Source organism: Streptomyces sp. NPDC020731 (genome assembly GCF_044334705.1).
In the GTDB taxonomy this organism is placed as follows: domain Bacteria; phylum Actinomycetota; class Actinomycetes; order Streptomycetales; family Streptomycetaceae; genus Streptomyces.
Map to the genome: position 1 here is coordinate 315,233 of NZ_JBIRTN010000001.1, position 15,825 is coordinate 331,057.

Sequence of the window (15,825 nt, forward strand, 5' to 3'; positions counted from 1 at the left end):
ACGCAAGTAGAACTTGAGTTCTATGTGAACTGAATGCGTGAAACTAAAGTAATCTTTGAGCTCTGCGACCAACTCAAGGTGATCGTGTGCTCAAAGACGGTACCGACAGTCGAGCTGCCCTCTGGCGGACCGCGGCTGGTCAGCGCGGCTACTTCACCGCCGCGCAGGCGGTGGACGCCGGATACTCCTACCAGGCCCAGCGCTATCACGCCCAGCACGGCAACTGGCTGGTGATCGACCGTGCGCTCTACAGGTTCCGGGAATTCTCCGACCTGCCGGACGAGGGTGACGAGCAGTTGGTGCGCTGGTCACTGTGGAGCAAGGGGAGAGCCGTGGTCTCCCATGCCACCGCCCTCGCAACCCACGACCTCGGCACGGCGAACCCGGCCCGTATCCACCTCACCGTGCCCCGCGGTTTCCGGCAGAAGTCGGACGCGGTGGTTCTCCACCGCGCCGAACTGACGCAGTCGGACGTCGAGGACCGGATGGGATACCGGGTGACGACACCGCTGCGCGCCATCGCCGAATGCGCGGCGGCCGGTGAGGACCAGGATGTCCTGGACGGAGCGGTGAGCGAGGCGCTGGAACGGGGGGTGGCCTCCCGCCGGAGGTTGCTCCACGCTGCCCAACTGCTGGGCCCGCGAGCGGAACTGGGTGTGGAGCGAGCGCTGGGAGCGATGTCATGACCGGCCGCTATCGAAACGTCACCGACTTGCGCCGCGCCCTGGAAGCCCGGCTGAAGCAGGATGCCGACAGGTCCGGAACCGACCTGGCTCGCAGCCGGCGTCTCGTCGTCTTCGACCGTATGGCGGCGCGTCTCGCGGAGGACCGGATCGGCGGCTGGATCCTCAAGGGCGGCGCGGCGATGGAATTCCGCCTCACCGGACGCGCGCGTACGACGAAGGACCTGGATCTGACGTTGAGGCCCGAGGACGGCTCGGACGCGGACGGAAACGAGGTCCGAGAGCTGCTGATCGACGCCTTGGCGGCAGACCTGGACGGCGACGGATTCCGCTTCCGGGTCGGTCCGTTCGTGCCGTTGACGGCGGACACGGCCGGGCGTGGCGGTTGGCGGTTCTCCGTCGAGTCCCATCTCGGGGGCAAGGTGTTCGCGGGCGTCAGGGTGGACGTCGTGGACCGTGGCGAGGAGATCGCCCGGACGGAACTTCTTCCGTTGCCCAACACGCTTGGGTTCGCCGGCACCCCGCAGCGTGCGATCGAGACGGTGGACCGCCGACAGCACTTCGCGGAAAAGCTGCATGCTTTCACCCGCGACTACGGCGACCGTCCCAACACGAGAGTCAAAGACCTGGTGGACCTCGTGCTGCTGGCCGAGGACGGTCTGCCGGGCGACGCGGCGCTCGTACGGGTTGTACGGCATGTCTTCACGGTGCGCGCCACACACGAGGTGCCGGGCGAACTTGCGGATCCGCCTCCCCTGTGGCGGGACAGCTATCCCGAACTGGCGCGGGACCTGGCCACCGAGGTCCCGCCGACACTCGATGCCGCACTCGGGCTGGTACGAGGACTGTGGGAGGCGGCCCTCGCCGACGCATCACAGACATCGAGGCAGTCGCCGTGAGCCCAGTGGGAGAGCGCTCGATGCTCCACGTGCGCCGACTGAGGGCGGGAGAGCGGACTCGGTGGCAGGGACGTCGGACGCGGAACTGCTGGTGTGGGAGATGGCGGCGAGGTGACGCGGCAGGCCCCGCCGAAGCCGGTACGGCTTGGCTTCGGCGAGGCCTACGAGCGGTCGGATCAGGGCCGTAACCCCTTTACGTGGACTGCAGTTCCGTGTGTGAAGCCATCCGCTTCTTCGACCTGGAACCCCGCCGACGCCAGGATTCCCACAAGAGCATCACGCATACAGTCATGGACGTTCTTGTGATGGAGGACGACCGGGGGCGGGTCCGCGTAGTCGATGCCTTTCGCGAACAGTTCGAGAGCGGCCTCCCTGAGCTCATCAGCGGTGCCCCAGTCCACGTACACCCCGCCGTCTTCAAAAGATTCGACGTGCACGTCCGCACCAGGCTTGCTGCGCGGTTTGTCGCTGAGGTCCCCCCGGTGAACGGGAAGCCCGGCTCGGGCCGGTTCCCGGCATACCTCATCGGCCAGTTCTTCGCGCTCGGCGATAACTTCAGGTGGGGCTTTCGGAGGGAGATCGAACTCGTACTCGGTCATGTACCTCTCACCCCTCCGGGGGCTGGTCACTCGTCAGGGAGCGCGCCGTTTGCCCTCCGCCGGCCTGTCTGATGTACGTTGCCAGCAGCTGCTTTGCCGCACTTGCGAAGGCAGGCTGGTAGGGAACCGACCACGTGACCGGTGTGCGGGCCTTGAGGGCGCCGACCAGCTCACTGGCGCAGTCTGGGCAGGGCTGCCGTTCAGTGCACAGAGCGGTGATCTGCTTGGGATCGAATCCCTTGGCCTTCAATTTATCCAGGATCTCCGTTTCGGAGTGGCCGGCGAATTTGCTGTTACCGACGGGACGAGGGACAAGCTCGAGTGCGTGCAGGCCGGGCAGGAGCTCCTCGCCCGGGGCTGGGTGAACTACTACTGCGACTGGGACGACCCGTTCTGGGTGCTGTGGGCCCTCCCCGCGCAGGACCAGCCGCCGACGGGCGGCTGACCGGCACAGGAAGCCGGGGCCGGCCGGTGGCCGTGGGGGCCGCCGGCCGGCCCGCGGGGCTCAGCCGCGCAGTTCCGCGAGCACCGCGTCCGTGAACGGCGGCCACGCCTCGATCGCCCAGGGGCCGAAGGCGCGGTCCGTCAGGGCCACGCAGGCCGCGCCCGCGTCGGGGTCGATCCACAGGAACGTGCCCGACTGGCCGAAGTGGCCGAAGGCGCGCGACGAGGACGACGCGCCCGTCCAGTGCGGGGACTTGGAGTTCCGGATCTCGAAGCCGAGGCCCCAGTCGTTGGGGTTCTGGTGGCCGTAGCCCGGCAGGACGCCCTTGGTGCCGGGGTACTGGACCGTCATCGCCGCGGCGACCGTGCGGGGGTCGAGGAGGCGCGGGGCCTGCAACTCGGCGGCGAAACGCAGCAGGTCGTCCACCGTGGAGACGGCGTCCTTGGCGGGGGAACCCTCCAATGAGGTTCCGGTCATGCCCAGCGGCTCCAGCACCGCCTGCCGCAGGTACTCGCCGAACGGGATCTCCGTCGCCTTCGCGACATGGTCGCCGAGCTGCTCGAAACCGGCGTTCGAGTACAGCCGCCGCTCGCCCGGTGCGGAGGTCACCTTGTGCTCGTCGAAGGCGAGCCCCGAGGTGTGCGCGAGCAGGTGGCGGACCGTCGAGCCCTCCGGGCCGGCCGGTTCGTCCAGCTCGATCGCGCCCTCCTCGTACGCCACGAGCACCGCGTACGCCGCGAGCGGCTTGGTGACCGAGGCCAGCGGGAAGCGGTGGCCGGTCGGGCCGTGCGTGCCCGGGACGGTGCCGTCCGCCCGTACGACACCCGCCGCGGCGGTGGGAACCGGCCAGTTCTCGATCAACGCGAGGCTCTTCAGCGACATGCCGTCGAGCCTAAGCGCTCAGAGGGTCAGCTCCAGCAAGGGGTCCGGCCTGGGCCTGAAGCCCATCGCGACGTACAGCGGCTCGGCCTGCGGGGACGCGGTGAGGCGGACCCGCCGGGCGCCGCGCTCGCGGAACCACTCCAGCAGCGCCTCCATGCACGCGCGCGCGTATCCGCGGCGGCGGGCGTCCGGGTCGGTGGCGACACTGAAGACGTAGCCGTCGGTGCCGTGCGGGTCGCGCGCGCCACCGATGCGGTACTCCAGCGAACCGGCCACCAGTGCCGCCAGTGCGCCGGGCCGCTCCGGGTGGTCCACGACGAACGCCACGAAGGTGCCGTCCGGCTGGGACAGCCTGCCGCGCAGCACGGGCAGGGACTCGGCGTGCCAGGCCGTGGACGGGTCGGACAGGGCCATCGAGTCGATCATCACCTGGCGCAGACGCAGTACTTCCTCCGCGTCCTTCGTCGTCGCACGGCGTACAGAGGTCATGGCCGTACGGTAATCGGCCACCGGCCACCGCGTCCCGCCCGTTCTCACCTTCACCGCTTGCTTGGAGTGCACTCCAGCGTTCTAGCGTGGGGGCATGACGGTGACGGAGACGGAGACCACGGATACCAGCGCCGACACCTGCGCCGGACCGCCGCAGGGGAACCGCCGGCCGGACGGCGAGGACACGTACACGATCAGCGAGGTCGTCACCCTCACCGGGCTGACGGCGCACACCCTGCGCTGGTACGAGCGCATCGGGCTGATGCCGCACATCGACCGTTCCCACACCGGCCAGCGGCGCTACAGCAACCGCGACCTCGACTGGCTCGCCCTCGTCGGCAAGCTCCGCCTGACCGGGATGCCGGTCGCGGACATGGTGCGGTACGCGGAACTGGTCCGCGCGGGCGACCACACCTACACGGAGCGTTTCGAACTGCTCCGGCAGACCCGCGAGGACGTGCTGTCCCGGATCGCCGAACTCCAGGGCACGCTCGCCGTGCTCGACCGGAAGCTCAGTTTCTACGCGGACGCCGGGCAGGCCCTGGCCTCGGAGAGGACACGATGACCGACATCGGCAGGATCGGTACGGCGGCACTGGGCGAGGGCGGCCCCCCGGTGGGTGTGCAGGGCCTCGGCTGCATGGGCATGAGCTTCGCCTACGGCCCCGTGGACGCGGACGCCTCCCGGGCGACCCTGGAGCGGGCCCTGGAACTCGGCGTCACGCTCTACGACACGGCGGACGCGTACGGCGCGGGCGACAACGAGCGGTTCCTCGCCCCGTTCTTCAAGGCGCACCGGGACGAGGTGGTCATCGCCACCAAGTTCGCCCTGTCGATCCCGCCGGACGACCCGACCCGGCGGATCATCCGCAACGACGCGCCGTACATCCGTCAGGCCGTCGAGGCGAGCCTGAAGCGCCTGGACGTCGACGTGATCGACCTCTACTACATGCACCGGCGCGATGTGAACGTGCCGATCGAGGAGACCGTCGGCGTCATGGCCGAGCTGGTGCGCGAGGGCAAGGTCAAGCAGTTGGGCCTGAGCGAGGTGACCGGCGGCGAACTCCGTGCCGCGCACGGCGTGCACCCGATCGCCGCCGTGCAGTCGGAGTGGTCGCTGTTCAGCCGGGACATCGAGGCGAAGGTCGTACCGGCCGCGCGCGAGCTGGGCGTGACCCTCGTCCCGTACTCACCGCTGGGCCGGGGCTTTCTCACGGGCTCCTTCGTCAACGCCGACCAGGACCTCACGGCCGACGACTTCCGCCGCCAGCAGCCCCGTTTCACGGGCGACAACGCGGCGGCCAACGCGGCGCTTCTGGAGCCGGTCCGCACGGTGGCCGAGTCCCACGGCGCCACCCCCGGCCAGATCGCCCTGGCCTGGGTCCAACAGCAGGCGCGGATCCACGACCTCCCGGTCGTCCCCATCCCGGGCACCCGCAAGCCGACCCGGGTGGAGGAGAACACGGCGGCGACCCGTATCACCCTGACCGACGAGGAACTGGCCCTGCTGGACCCCATCGCGGCCAAGGTGACCGGCACCCGCTACGCGGACATGACGTTCACGTCCGCAGGACGGGAGTGAAGCGCGCCCCGAAGGGGCGCGGGCCGTATCGATGTGCGGCTCCGCCGCGTGGGCGCGACCAGCCCCGGACGGTTCGCAGCCGAAGAACAACCGCCCCCGGCACACGCTAAAGCTCGGCGAGCAACTCCGCCTTCTTGGCAGAGAACTCCTCGTCCGTCACCAGCCCCGCCTGATGCAGCTCCCCGAGATGCCGGATCCGCTCGGCGATATCCGCGGGATCACGGCGCACCGCCGTGGATATCGCCGGCACCGGCGCACAATCCCGCACCGCCGCCAGCACGGCAGCCGCGAACGGCAGTGACTCGTGCACGGGCCCGTACCCCAGCCCGAACACCACGGCCGCCGGATCCTGATCCGCCTGCACCGGCGGAGCCCCCGCGTCCCTGCGCAGCAGCCTCAGATGCCCCTCGAACACCTCGGGCGACCGCCACTCCACCCCGCTCAACTCGCCCACCGGGAACCGCTGGTCACCGGCCTTCCACTTCGCCGACGACGCCCCCGTCCAGAACCACCGGAACGACACCGCGCTGCCGTCGAAGGCCGCCTTCCCGTCGTACGCCTTGAACTGCAGCGGCACCTCGGGTGCGGCCACCAGATGGCGTTCGGCGGGCCCGGACTCGGTGAGCTGTGTGCGCAGTTCGTCGGCGTAGTACTCGGCGAGCGTCTCGCGGTCGGCGGGCAGCACCAGCCGGTAGGGGTCGCTGCTCTCCTTCAACTGCCCGGCGGCGGCCTCCATCAGCGGATCGGCTCCGGGCCGGAGCTCGATCCGCAGGACCACGGTCGCGCGCTTCCCGGGTGCGAGGGTCACCCCCTCGATCGCCTCCAGCGGAACACGCCGCTCCCCGAGGGCCTGGAACAGCTTGGGTGTTCGAATCCCTCGTTCGTAGCGGATGAGCACGGAGTCGGACTCGAACTCCCAGGCGGCATGAAATCCGGCCAGTACGTCACCCATGCGGCTCATCGTATGCGGCACGAGCTTCTTCGTCCCCTCCCCACGCATACCGCCAGTATCTCCGCCTCTACGCGCGTCCGGTAGTGGTCGTACCGGACAAACCTGCCCGGCAGACGTCGTCCTCGCCCGCACAGGACACCGCGCGGTATGCGCCAACACCGATCTCGGCGAAGTTCCGCAGACTCTCCGTGCCCGGTTCGAAGTACCCGGCGTGCCCCTGCGCCTCCCGTGCCGACAGCACCCGCGCACCGAATCCCGCCGCCACCGGGTCGGCCCCGTGCCCCAGACCGCCGAGCTCCAGGTACGGCACGTCCTGGATCCAGTCGTCGGCGTCCCGCATCGCCCACACCCGGGCGGTGGTGTGCAACTGGGACGCCTTCTCGACCCGCATGCCGGGGCTGCCGGCCACCGCGATGTCGGCCACCCGGTCCGGCAGCGTGTGCGCGGCGATCCCGCACACCACGGAGCCGTAGCTGTGGCAGAACAGCGAGACCGGGGCGATCCCGGGCAGTCCGCGCACCAGCGCGTCCAGCCGCAGCGCGCCGTCCTCGGCGCGCATCGCCGTGGCCGCGTCCATGCCGAGCCCGCTGGGAGCGGTGTAGTCGGCCCAGGCGATCACGGCGGTACGGGTCGAGGGAGCGGCGTCGCGCTCCGCCGCGTACAGGGACTTCGCCATGCCGGCGGGGGCCGAGTACGTGCGCCCGGTGCGCTGGAAGGTGAGCAGGTCGGTGTCGACGCCGGGGACGACGACCGAGACCCGTTCGGCCCTGCGCAGGTCGCCGAAGACCTCGGCGACCCGGCCGGAGCCCGACGGGTTGAAGGCGAGGATGTGCCGGCCGGGCCGCATCAGCGCCTCGAAGCGGTCCATCCGCTGGGCCGCCTGCCGCTGGCCCGAGGCGGTGAGGCGGCTGTCGCGCACGCGTGCGAGTTCGACCTTGCGGGCCTGCCCCAGTGCGATGCGGTTGGCGCGGTAGCGCAGCTGGACCGGGGCGCCGTTCATGTTGCCGACCGCGAGCGGATAACGACGGGCGAGACCCGCACGCTGCCCCTCGGTGAGGGAGGCGAAGAACCGGGCCAGCCGGGTGGGCGCCGACTGCGGGTCCGGCAGCCGGTGGCCGGCCATCCGGCCGTGCTCCCAGGCGCTGAGCGATGCCTGGAGCGGAGCGGGATGGCGCTGATGGCGCAGCGCGGTCCAGCCCGTGGTCGCCAGCATCACGAAAACGACGGCGAGCGCGAGCAGCGCGCGCCAGACGTTCAGTTGCGGGGAGGTGTCGAAGGAAGTCACTGAAAGGACACACTAGGAGAACGGGAGTGTCTCGCGTGAGCCAAGTGACCGGTATCACGTTTCGTCGTGCCGGTTCGGGGATCGATCCGTACGCCAGTTCCCCGCGAGCGCCGGTCCCACATGGTCCAGACAGGTCGTCATCAGGTCCCGCATGGCCGCCACGCTGAAATCGTCCCCGGCGGACCAGCGCCGCTCCGCCACGCGGATCACCCCGCCGAACGCGGCCACCAGGATCCTCGGCCGGGGGTCGGCGTCCACGTCGAGCCCCTCGCGCTCGGCGATGATGTGCGCCAGTTCCTCCTCCAGCTCCGTCGCGCGCCGCAGATGGGCGGCGAGCAGGGCGGGCGTCGACTCGATCACCCGGTAGACACGCATGTGCAGTTCCAGGGGGACGAGCTGTTCGACGGCCTCGTTGATGCGGTCCCAGCTGTCCAGCACGGCCCGGCGCAGCACCTCCAGCGGCGCCTCGCCCGGCGGGCGTTCGCGTACGGCCTCGACGACGTGCGACTCCGCGAGCCGGGGGACGAAGAACGCCACCTCCTCCTTGCTGGCGAAGTAGCGGAAGAAGGTGCGCTGCGAGACGTCGACGGCCGCGGCGATGTCGTCGACGGTCGTCCCCTCGTACCCGCGCGCGGCGATCAGCTCCAGCGCGGCCCGGACCAGCGCGTCCCGTGTGCGCTGCTTCTTGCGCTCTCTCAGACCCGGCCGCGGCAGCGCGCCCACGGCGGTCCCGACCGTCTCCATCGCTCCTCCTCGAACTGTTTCCCCAGTTCAGGCTATACGCGCATGTCGTGTCAGTGACCGACTGGTGAATTGGTTTGTCAACTGTCAGCGGCTGACACTAGCCTCGAACGTATGACTAGTCAGACCACCATCGACAAGACGGGGCCGGGGGACGGCACGCCGGACGCCCCGTCGGGCGGGGCCCCGGGCAAGGGGCTGCGCGGGCACCCCTGGTTCACCCTCATCACGGTCGCCGTGGGCGTCATGATGGTGGCCCTCGACGGCACCATCGTGGCCATCGCGAACCCGGCCATCGGCAAGGACCTGGGTGCCACCTGGACCGATCTCCAGTGGATCACCAACGCCTACTTCCTCGCCCTCGCGGTCTCCCTGATCACCGCGGGCAAGCTCGGTGACCGCTTCGGTCACCGGCAGACCTTCCTTATCGGTGTGGCGGGCTTCGCCGCTTCCTCGGCCGCCATCGGTCTGTCCGACGGCATCACGATGGTCATCGTCTTCCGTGTCTTCCAGGGCCTGTTCGGCGCCCTGCTGATGCCGGCCGCGCTCGGTCTGCTGCGGGCCACGTTCCCGGCCGAGAAGCTCAACATGGCGATCGGCATCTGGGGCATGGTCATCGGTGCCTCCACCGCGGGCGGCCCGATCCTCGGCGGTGTCCTCGTCGAGCACGTCAACTGGCAGTCGGTGTTCTTCATCAACGTGCCGGTCGGCGTCCTCGCCGTCGCGCTCGGTGCGTGGATCCTGCTCGACCACCGCGCGGAGAACGCCCCGCGCTCCTTCGACCTGCTCGGCATAGCCCTGTTGTCCGGTGCGATGTTCTGCCTCGTCTGGGCTCTGATCAAGGCCCCCGAGTGGGGCTGGGGCGACGTCCAGACCTGGTCGTTCATCGTCGGCTCGTTCGTCGGTTTCGGGGCCTTCGCCTTCTGGGAGACCAAGGTCAAGGAGCCGCTGATCCCGCTGGCGCTGTTCCGCTCGGTCCCGCTGTCCGCGGGTGTCGTGCTGATGGTCCTGATGGCCATCGCCTTCATGGGCGGCCTGTTCTTCGTCACCTTCTACCTGCAGAACGTGCACGGCATGAGCCCGATCGACGCCGGTCTGCACCTGCTCCCGCTCACCGGCATGATGATCGTCGGATCGCCGCTGGCCGGAGTGATGATCACCAAGGTCGGTCCGCGCATCCCGCTCGCCGGCGGCATGGCCCTCACCGCACTCGCCATGTACGGCATGTCCACGCTGGAGACGGACACCGGCAGCGGTGTGATGTCGCTCTGGTTCGCCCTGCTGGGCCTCGGCCTCGCGCCCGTCATGGTCGGCGCCACCGAGGTCATCGTGGGCAACGCGCCGCTCGAGCTGTCCGGTGTCGCCGGTGGTCTCCAGCAGGCCGCCATGCAGATCGGCGGCAGCCTCGGTACGGCCGTGCTGGGCGCGGTGATGGCCTCCAAGGTCGACAACGACCTCGCGGACAACTGGGCGGACGCGGGACTTCCGCAGCTCACCCCGGCCCAGATGGAGCAGAGCGCGGAGTTCGTCCAGCAGGGCATCGCCCCCGTGGAGAAGGGCACCCCGCCGGAGATCGCCGCGAAGATCGCCGACGTCGCCCACGACACCTTCATCTCCGGCATGAGCCTGGCGTCCCTGGTCGCCGCCGGGGTCGCCGCCGTGGCGGTGCTGGTCGCCTTCCTCACCAAGCGCGGTGAGAACGCGGAGGCGGGCGCGGGCGTCGGCCACATCTGACGGACCGTGTGACCGGGGCCGCTCCGCATGCGCGCCGCCGGAGGGGAGCGGCGCGCACGCGGCGGCCCCTACTGCCGCCCGTACGGCGTGAATTCACCGCCGAAGCGGGGGTACCCGCCATGTCAACCAACCCTTACAGGGAGTTGATGATGGCGAGCTTCGGACACGGTACGCGCAGGCACCCCCGCACACGTGGCCGGACGTGGTCACGGTCCGGGCCGGATCGCGCGACGCTCGGAATCGTCGGAGCCATCTGCGCGGTCGCCGGTTTCTTCGTGCTGGGGATCGTCCTCGGCCCGGTGGCGGTCGTCTGCGGCTGGCTCGCCATGGGCCGCAGCTGGGCGGGCTCCCGCTCGGTACCGGCCCTGGTCGCCCTCGTCCTGGGCGCCATCGACACGCTCCTGGCCGTCATCTGGCTGGCGGGAGCGGGCGCGTCGGGCTACTCGATGTTCTGACGTGACGTCATGTGGAGGGGCCCCCGGCGCAACGCCGGGGGCCCCTCCATGTGATTCCGCGACCGCGGGCGGTCGTGCCGCCACGCGACGGCCCGCCCCGCCCCGCCCGAGCCCTACGCGTCGCCCCCCGCCGCGCCCGGGTCCGCCGCGGCGACGTTCAGCAACTGGTACCGGTCGATCGCCTGCTTCAGCACCGACCGGTCCACATGCCCCTCCCGCGCCAGCTCCGTCAGCACCGCCACCACGATCGACTGCGCGTCGATGTGGAAGAACCGCCGCGCCGCCCCCCGCGTGTCCGCGAACCCGAACCCGTCCGCGCCCAGCGACTGGTACGTCCCCGGCACCCAGCGCGCGATCTGGTCCGGCACCGAACGCATCCAGTCGGACACCGCCACCACCGGCCCCTGCGCCGCCGCGAGCTTCCGCGTCACGTACGGGGTGCGCTGCTCCTCCTCGGGGTGCAGCAGGTTGTGCCGCTCGCAGTCCACCGCCTCGCGCCGCAGCTCGTTCCAGGAGGTCGCCGACCAGACGTCGGCCTTGACGTTCCACTCCTCGGCGAGGATCTTCTGCGCCTCGATCGCCCACGGCAGCGCGACCCCGGACGCCAGGATCTGCGCCGGAAGGGACCCCGCCGTGCCCTCGCTGAAGCGGTAGAGACCCTTGACGATGCCTTCGGCGTCCACGTTCTCCGGTTCGGCCGGGTGCTGGATCGGCTCGTTGTACACCGTCAGGTAGTAGAAGACGTTCTCGCCGTGCGGGTGCTCCTCGTCGGAGCCGTACATCCGGCGCAGGCCGTCCTGCACGATGTGCGCGATCTCGAACCCGAACGCCGGGTCGTACGCGACGCACGCCGGGTTCGTGGACGCCAGCAGCTGCGAGTGGCCGTCCGCGTGCTGAAGACCCTCGCCGGTCAGCGTCGTACGCCCCGCGGTCGCACCCAGGACGAAACCGCGTGCCATCTGGTCGGACATCTGCCAGAACTGGTCACCGGTGCGCTGGAAGCCGAACATCGAGTAGAAGACGTACACCGGGATGAGCGGCTCGCCGTGCGTGGCGTACGCCGATCCCGCCGCGATCAGCGAGGCGGTGCAGCCGGCCTCGGAGATGCCGTCGTGCAGCATCTGCCCGTTCGGCGCCTCCTTGTAGGCGAGCAGCAGCTCCCGGTCCACCGACTCGTACTGCTGGCCGAGCGGGTTGTAGATCTTCGCGCTCGGGAAGAACGAGTCCATGCCGAACGTGCGGTACTCGTCCGGCGCGATCAGCACGAACCGCCTGCCGATCTCCTTGTCCCGCATGAGGTCCTTGAGGAGACGGACAAAGGCCATGGTCGTCGCGATGGACTGCTGGCCCGAGCCCTTCTTCACGGTCGCGTACGTCTTGTCCTCGGGCAGTCGCAGCGGCTTCGACCGCACCACCCGCGTCGGCACGTAACCGCCGAGCGACTTGCGGCGGTCGTGCATGTACTGCATCTCCTCCGTGTCCGGCCCCGGGTGGTAGTAGGGCGGCGGACCGGACTCGAGGTCCTTGTCGGAGATCGGCAGGTGCAGCCGGTCCCGGAAGTGCTTGAGGTCGGTGACCGTCAGCTTCTTCATCTGGTGCGTGGCGTTGCGGCCCTCGAAGTTCGGGCCCAGCGTCCAGCCCTTGACCGTCTTCGCGAGGATCACCGTCGGCTGGCCCTTGTGCTCCAGGGCCGCCTTGTACGCCGCGTAGATCTTGCGGTGGTCGTGACCGCCGCGCCCCAGGTGCAGGATCTGGTCGTCGGTCATGCCCTCGACCATCGCGCGCAGCCGGTGGTCGTCGCCGAAGAAGTGGTCACGGATGTACGCACCCGACTCGGTGGCGTACGTCTGGAACTGCCCGTCCGGCGTGGTGTTCATCTTGTTGACCAGCACACCGTCGCGGTCCTGGGCGAGCAGCGGGTCCCAGGTGCGGTCCCAGACCAGTTTGATCACGTTCCAGCCGGCGCCCCGGAAGACCGACTCCAGCTCCTGGATGATCTTGCCGTTGCCGCGCACCGGCCCGTCGAGCCGCTGCAGGTTGCAGTTGACGACGAAGGTGAGGTTGTCCAGCCCCTCGCGCGCGGCGATGGTCAGCTGGCCCAGCGACTCCGGCTCGTCCATCTCGCCGTCACCGAGGAAGGCCCACACATGCGACTTCGACGTGTCCGCGATGTCGCGCGCGTGCATGTAACGGTTCATCCGCGCCTGGTAGATCGCGCCGATCGGGCCGAGACCCATCGACACGGTCGGGAACTCCCAGAAGTCGGGCATCAGCCGCGGGTGCGGATACGACGACAGCGCGTAGGGGGCCTTCGACTTCTCCTGGCGGAAGCCGTCCAGGTGCCGCTCGCTCAGCCGGTCCAGCAGGTAGGCGCGGGCGTAGATGCCGGGGGAGGCGTGCCCCTGGAAGAAGACCTGGTCGCCGCCGTCGCCCTCGTCCTTGCCGCGGAAGAAGTGGTTGAAGCCCACGTCGTACAGCGACGCGGAGGAGGCGAAGGTGGCGATGTGGCCGCCGACCCCGATGCCGGGCCGCTGCGCGCGGGAGACCATCACCGCGGCGTTCCAGCGGGTGGCGTTGAGGATCTTGCGCTCGATCTCCTCGTTGCCCGGGAAGAACGGCTCGGCCCGGGTCGGGATCGTGTTGACGTAGTCCGTACTGCGCATCTCGGGCACGGCCACGCGCTTCTCGCGGGCACGTTCGATCAGTCGCAGCATCAGATAGCGGGCCCGCTCCCGGCCGCGCTCGTCGACCGCGGCGTCGAGGGAGTCGAGCCACTCCTGGGTTTCCTCGGGGTCGAAGTCAGGAACCTGACTCGGAAGGCCGCCAATGATGATCGGGTTGCGATCGGATGCGGAAGCCACGCTGTTCCTTACCTGTCAGAGGGCCGTGAGACGGGCCGCGGTTTCACCGGTACGGCCCGGATTGCGCCGTTCCCCATGGTCCACCTCGGGGCCGCCGGCGTCATCTCTACCGGGAGGTAATCCGGAGTCGCGACCAGTACGGTGTGCACAGGGCTCGTCCATTCGAGTCTTCGTACACATGGGCGGTTCCCAAAGGGCCAAACGGGGCACAAAGGTGTGGTGTGCGTCACTTCGGGCCATGATGGTGTGCCTGGAGTTGCGGTGACCCGGCCAGGATCGTCACCGTTTCGGCGGTCTGCACGGCCGGGTACTTGCGCGATCCGTCCCGCCCGTGTGGACTACGGCCAATGCTTCGCGCACGCGCGTGGCTGAGTTATTTCCAAGACATGATCAGGAGGCAACCCGTGAGCGCGACCGCGGACCACGCGGAGGAGCGGACGAACCCTGCCGCCAGGCTGGGGTTCCAGCCCGGGCAGGTGGTCCAGGAGATCGGCTACGACGACGACGTCGACCAGGAGCTCCGCGAGGCCATTGAGGGCGTCATCGAGAGCGACCTCGTCGACGAGGACTACGACGACGTGGCTGACGCCGTTGTGCTGTGGTTCCGCGACGACGACGGAGACCTGACGGATGTACTGGTGGATGCCATCACGTACATCGAAGAGGGCGGTGCGATCCTGCTTCTCACGCCGAAGACAGGCCGTTCGGGCTATGTGGAGCCGAGCGACATCTCGGAGGCCGCCACCACGGCGGGCCTGACGGCGGCCAAGGGCGTCAGTGTGGGCAAGGACTGGAGCGGCAGCCGGCTGGCGACACCGAAGGCGGCCAAGTCCAAGCGATGAACCACCCCGGACGGGCCGGTCGCGTCATGCGTCGGCCCGTCCGTCGGCCTGTCGTGCTCCCTGCGTAGGGTGGTCGGAACGAACCACCCCGAAGGGACGAACACGACGATGACGATCCAGGTCGGCGACAAGGCCCCCGACTTCGAACTCAAGGACAACCACGGGGCGACCGTGAAGCTGTCCGACTTCCGCGGGCGGAAGAACGTGGTGGTGCTCTTCTACCCGTTCGCCTTCACCGGCGTGTGCACCGGCGAGCTGTGCGAGGTCCGCGACCGTCTGCCGCAGTTCTCCGACCGCGACACCCAGGTGCTCGCCGTCTCCAACGACTCCATCCACACCCTGCGGGTCTTCGCCGAGCAGGAGGGCCTGGAGTACCCCCTGCTCAGCGATTTCTGGCCGCACGGCAACGTCTCGCGCGCGTACGGCGTCTTCGACGAGGACAAGGGGTGCGCCGTGCGCGGGACGTTCATCATCGACAAGGAGGGCGTCGTGCGCTGGACCGTCGTCAACGGTCTGCCGGACGCCCGCGACCTGAACGAGTACGTCAAAGCGCTCGACACCCTGTGATCCGGCCCGACACCCTGTGATTCTTCGGCCGCGGGGCCTGCGGTGGCCGGGAACCCGTTACTAGGATCGACTCGTTGATCCGACATCCAACGCACTACGGGGCACCCCGCCCCAGGACACCAATGGAGGACTCGTGGGAGTCAGCCTCAGCAAGGGCGGCAACGTATCGCTGACCAAGGAGGCGCCGGGCCTGACCGCGGTCATCGTCGGTCTGGGGTGGGACATCCGCACCACGACCGGTACCGACTTCGACCTCGACGCCAGCGCACTGCTGCTGAACAGCGGCGGCAAGGTCGCCAGCGACGCGCACTTCATCTTCTTCAACAACCTGAAGAGCCCGGACGGCTCGGTCGAGCACACCGGCGACAACCTCACCGGTGAGGGCGAGGGCGACGACGAGCAGATCAAGATCAACCTCGCCGGGGTTCCCGCCGACATCGAGAAGATCGTCTTCCCGGTCTCCATCTACGACGCCGAGAACCGCCAGCAGTCCTTCGGCCAGGTGCGCAACGCGTTCATCCGCGTCGTCAACCAGGCCGGCGAGGCCGAGATCGCCCGCTACGACCTGAGCGAGGACGCCTCGACCGAGACCGCCATGGTCTTCGGTGAGCTGTACCGGCACGGCGCGGAGTGGAAGTTCCGCGCCATCGGCCAGGGCTACGCATCCGGCCTGCGCGGCATCGCGCAGGACTTCGGTGTGAACGTCTGAGAGGCCCTGCAGGGCGGCCACGCCCGAGCCCGGCCGTCCCGCACGGCCACACCGCCCGGCGCCGCACGGTTTACGTGCGGCGCCGGACGCGCAGGACCACC

Annotated in this window: 17 protein-coding genes; 9 read left to right on the forward strand and 8 right to left on the reverse strand. The window is 69.4% G+C overall.

Translation table 11 applies throughout. The features are described 5' to 3' along the window. The first annotated feature begins 86 nt into the window (after nucleotides 1-86). Together ACH4VX_RS01420 and ACH4VX_RS01425 are read left to right on the forward strand one after the other, a co-directional pair. Nucleotides 87-686: a hypothetical protein gene (locus ACH4VX_RS01420; RefSeq protein WP_398364942.1), complete on the forward strand. Its 600-nt coding sequence runs from the start codon at nucleotides 87-89 to the stop codon at nucleotides 684-686. After that, nucleotides 683-1,582 carry a nucleotidyl transferase AbiEii/AbiGii toxin family protein gene (locus tag ACH4VX_RS01425; RefSeq protein WP_398364944.1) on the forward strand — a complete coding sequence of 300 codons (900 nt, stop codon included), beginning with the start codon at nucleotides 683-685 and terminating at the stop codon, nucleotides 1,580-1,582. The genes ACH4VX_RS01420 and ACH4VX_RS01425 overlap by 4 nt, the downstream gene beginning before the upstream one ends. Before the next feature lie 176 nt (nucleotides 1,583-1,758). On the opposite strand, the gene ACH4VX_RS01430 is transcribed toward ACH4VX_RS01425, so the two are convergent. From ACH4VX_RS01430 to ACH4VX_RS01445, 4 genes are all read right to left on the reverse strand, one after another. Continuing rightward, the gene (locus ACH4VX_RS01430) at nucleotides 1,759-2,181 is read right to left on the reverse strand and encodes a hypothetical protein (protein ID WP_398364946.1); all 423 of its coding nucleotides are present in this window, start codon (nucleotides 2,179-2,181) and stop codon (nucleotides 1,759-1,761) included. A 7-nt stretch (nucleotides 2,182-2,188) separates the two neighbouring features. Then, a complete protein-coding gene (locus ACH4VX_RS01435) occupies nucleotides 2,189-2,521 on the reverse strand; it encodes a nucleic acid/nucleotide deaminase domain-containing protein (RefSeq protein ID WP_398365388.1) in 333 nt (110 codons plus the stop codon). A gap of 165 nt (nucleotides 2,522-2,686) precedes the next feature. Further along, nucleotides 2,687-3,508, reverse strand: a complete 822-nt coding sequence (locus ACH4VX_RS01440; protein WP_398364948.1) for a serine hydrolase domain-containing protein — start codon at nucleotides 3,506-3,508, stop codon at nucleotides 2,687-2,689. A gap of 18 nt (nucleotides 3,509-3,526) precedes the next feature. Next, complete coding sequence (locus ACH4VX_RS01445) at nucleotides 3,527-3,997, reverse strand: GNAT family N-acetyltransferase (RefSeq protein WP_398364950.1); 471 nt, start codon at nucleotides 3,995-3,997, stop codon at nucleotides 3,527-3,529. 94 nt (nucleotides 3,998-4,091) lie between these two features. Here ACH4VX_RS01445 and ACH4VX_RS01450 point away from each other — a divergent pair, with 94 nt between their 5' ends. Both ACH4VX_RS01450 and ACH4VX_RS01455 read left to right on the forward strand, forming a co-directional pair. After that, nucleotides 4,092-4,562, forward strand: coding sequence for a MerR family transcriptional regulator (locus tag ACH4VX_RS01450; protein WP_398364953.1), 471 nt, complete (start codon nucleotides 4,092-4,094; stop codon nucleotides 4,560-4,562). Then, entirely contained in the window at nucleotides 4,559-5,578 is a 1,020-nt protein-coding gene (locus ACH4VX_RS01455; RefSeq protein ID WP_398364954.1) for an aldo/keto reductase, read from the forward strand. Before ACH4VX_RS01450 ends, ACH4VX_RS01455 begins: the two co-directional genes overlap by 4 nt. A 106-nt stretch (nucleotides 5,579-5,684) precedes the next feature. On the opposite strand, the gene ACH4VX_RS01460 is transcribed toward ACH4VX_RS01455, so the two are convergent. The 3 genes from ACH4VX_RS01460 to ACH4VX_RS01470 all read right to left on the reverse strand — a co-directional run bounded on the left by ACH4VX_RS01460 (nucleotide 5,685) and on the right by ACH4VX_RS01470 (nucleotide 8,559). Continuing rightward, nucleotides 5,685-6,530 carry a DUF4429 domain-containing protein gene (locus ACH4VX_RS01460; protein ID WP_398364957.1) on the reverse strand — a complete coding sequence of 282 codons (846 nt, stop codon included), beginning with the start codon at nucleotides 6,528-6,530 and terminating at the stop codon, nucleotides 5,685-5,687. A 67-nt stretch (nucleotides 6,531-6,597) separates the two neighbouring features. Further along, complete coding sequence (locus ACH4VX_RS01465; RefSeq protein ID WP_398364958.1) at nucleotides 6,598-7,815, reverse strand: alpha/beta hydrolase; 1,218 nt, start codon at nucleotides 7,813-7,815, stop codon at nucleotides 6,598-6,600. A 54-nt stretch (nucleotides 7,816-7,869) separates the two neighbouring features. After that, the gene (locus tag ACH4VX_RS01470) at nucleotides 7,870-8,559 is read right to left on the reverse strand and encodes a TetR family transcriptional regulator (RefSeq protein ID WP_398364960.1); all 690 of its coding nucleotides are present in this window, start codon (nucleotides 8,557-8,559) and stop codon (nucleotides 7,870-7,872) included. 111 nt (nucleotides 8,560-8,670) lie between these two features. Here ACH4VX_RS01470 and ACH4VX_RS01475 point away from each other — a divergent pair, with 111 nt between their 5' ends. Both ACH4VX_RS01475 and ACH4VX_RS01480 read left to right on the forward strand, forming a co-directional pair. Then, entirely contained in the window at nucleotides 8,671-10,290 is a 1,620-nt protein-coding gene (locus ACH4VX_RS01475) for an MFS transporter (protein ID WP_398364962.1), read from the forward strand. Nucleotides 10,291-10,436: 146 nt separating this feature from the next. Next, on the forward strand, nucleotides 10,437-10,745 hold the full coding sequence (locus ACH4VX_RS01480; protein ID WP_398365390.1) for a small hydrophobic protein: 309 nt from the start codon (nucleotides 10,437-10,439) through the stop codon (nucleotides 10,743-10,745). Between the two features lie 113 nt (nucleotides 10,746-10,858). On the opposite strand, the gene aceE is transcribed toward ACH4VX_RS01480, so the two are convergent. Beyond that, nucleotides 10,859-13,606, reverse strand: a complete 2,748-nt coding sequence (gene aceE / locus ACH4VX_RS01485) for a pyruvate dehydrogenase (acetyl-transferring), homodimeric type (RefSeq protein WP_398364963.1) — start codon at nucleotides 13,604-13,606, stop codon at nucleotides 10,859-10,861. A gap of 404 nt (nucleotides 13,607-14,010) precedes the next feature. Here aceE and ACH4VX_RS01490 point away from each other — a divergent pair, with 404 nt between their 5' ends. From ACH4VX_RS01490 to ACH4VX_RS01500, 3 genes are all read left to right on the forward strand, one after another. Next, entirely contained in the window at nucleotides 14,011-14,448 is a 438-nt protein-coding gene (locus ACH4VX_RS01490; RefSeq protein WP_398364965.1) for a DUF3052 domain-containing protein, read from the forward strand. Between the two features lie 108 nt (nucleotides 14,449-14,556). Further along, on the forward strand, nucleotides 14,557-15,015 hold the full coding sequence (locus ACH4VX_RS01495; RefSeq protein WP_398364968.1) for a peroxiredoxin: 459 nt from the start codon (nucleotides 14,557-14,559) through the stop codon (nucleotides 15,013-15,015). Nucleotides 15,016-15,148: 133 nt separating this feature from the next. Next, nucleotides 15,149-15,724 (forward strand): calcium homeostasis/redox stress adaptation protein, encoded by a 576-nt coding sequence (locus tag ACH4VX_RS01500; protein WP_073935773.1) that lies wholly within the window; start codon nucleotides 15,149-15,151, stop codon nucleotides 15,722-15,724. Nucleotides 15,725-15,825: the final 101 nt, after the last annotated feature.

Coding starts and splice junctions, on each gene's coding strand:
- ACH4VX_RS01425 (WP_398364944.1), top strand. CDS start 683: ATGACCGGCCGCTATCGAAACGTCACCGACTTGCGCCGCGCCCTGGAA.
- ACH4VX_RS01430 (WP_398364946.1), bottom strand. CDS start 2,181: ATGACCGAGTACGAGTTCGATCTCCCTCCGAAAGCCCCACCTGAAGTT.
- ACH4VX_RS01440 (WP_398364948.1), bottom strand. CDS start 3,508: ATGTCGCTGAAGAGCCTCGCGTTGATCGAGAACTGGCCGGTTCCCACC.
- ACH4VX_RS01445 (WP_398364950.1), bottom strand. CDS start 3,997: ATGACCTCTGTACGCCGTGCGACGACGAAGGACGCGGAGGAAGTACTG.
- ACH4VX_RS01450 (WP_398364953.1), top strand. CDS start 4,092: ATGACGGTGACGGAGACGGAGACCACGGATACCAGCGCCGACACCTGC.
- ACH4VX_RS01455 (WP_398364954.1), top strand. CDS start 4,559: ATGACCGACATCGGCAGGATCGGTACGGCGGCACTGGGCGAGGGCGGC.
- ACH4VX_RS01460 (WP_398364957.1), bottom strand. CDS start 6,530: ATGGGTGACGTACTGGCCGGATTTCATGCCGCCTGGGAGTTCGAGTCC.
- ACH4VX_RS01470 (WP_398364960.1), bottom strand. CDS start 8,559: ATGGAGACGGTCGGGACCGCCGTGGGCGCGCTGCCGCGGCCGGGTCTG.
- ACH4VX_RS01475 (WP_398364962.1), top strand. CDS start 8,671: ATGACTAGTCAGACCACCATCGACAAGACGGGGCCGGGGGACGGCACG.
- ACH4VX_RS01480 (WP_398365390.1), top strand. CDS start 10,437: ATGATGGCGAGCTTCGGACACGGTACGCGCAGGCACCCCCGCACACGT.
- ACH4VX_RS01495 (WP_398364968.1), top strand. CDS start 14,557: ATGACGATCCAGGTCGGCGACAAGGCCCCCGACTTCGAACTCAAGGAC.